Below are 242 nucleotides of genomic sequence, written 5' to 3'. Positions count from 1 at the left end.
ATCAGGCGGAAGTTGTCGTTGACGAAGAAGTTCGCCAGGATCGACTCGGGGTTCAGGCCAATGGCCTTGAGCAGCGTGGTGACGGGCATCTTGCGACGACGGTCCACGCGGAAGTACAGGATGTCCTTCGGATCGAATTCGAAGTCCAGCCACGAACCACGGTAAGGAATGATGCGGGCGGAGAACAGCAACTTGCCCGAGCTGTGCGTCTTGCCCTTGTCGTGTTCGAAGAACACGCCTGG

At 58.3% G+C, this 242-nt stretch carries 1 protein-coding gene; it reads right to left on the bottom strand.

Annotation, left to right across the window (positions count from 1 at the left end; translation table 11 throughout):
- Positions 1-242 (bottom strand): hypothetical protein (locus FEI13_RS19000; RefSeq protein ID WP_138183035.1); only part of this gene is annotated, 242 nt, incomplete at both ends.

The organism is Halomonas urmiana, assembly GCF_005780185.1.
Classification (GTDB): Bacteria; Pseudomonadota; Gammaproteobacteria; order Pseudomonadales; family Halomonadaceae; genus Halomonas; species Halomonas urmiana.
The sequence above is the reverse complement of the archived record's forward strand: the minus strand, read 5'-3'. Positions and strand labels throughout refer to the sequence as shown.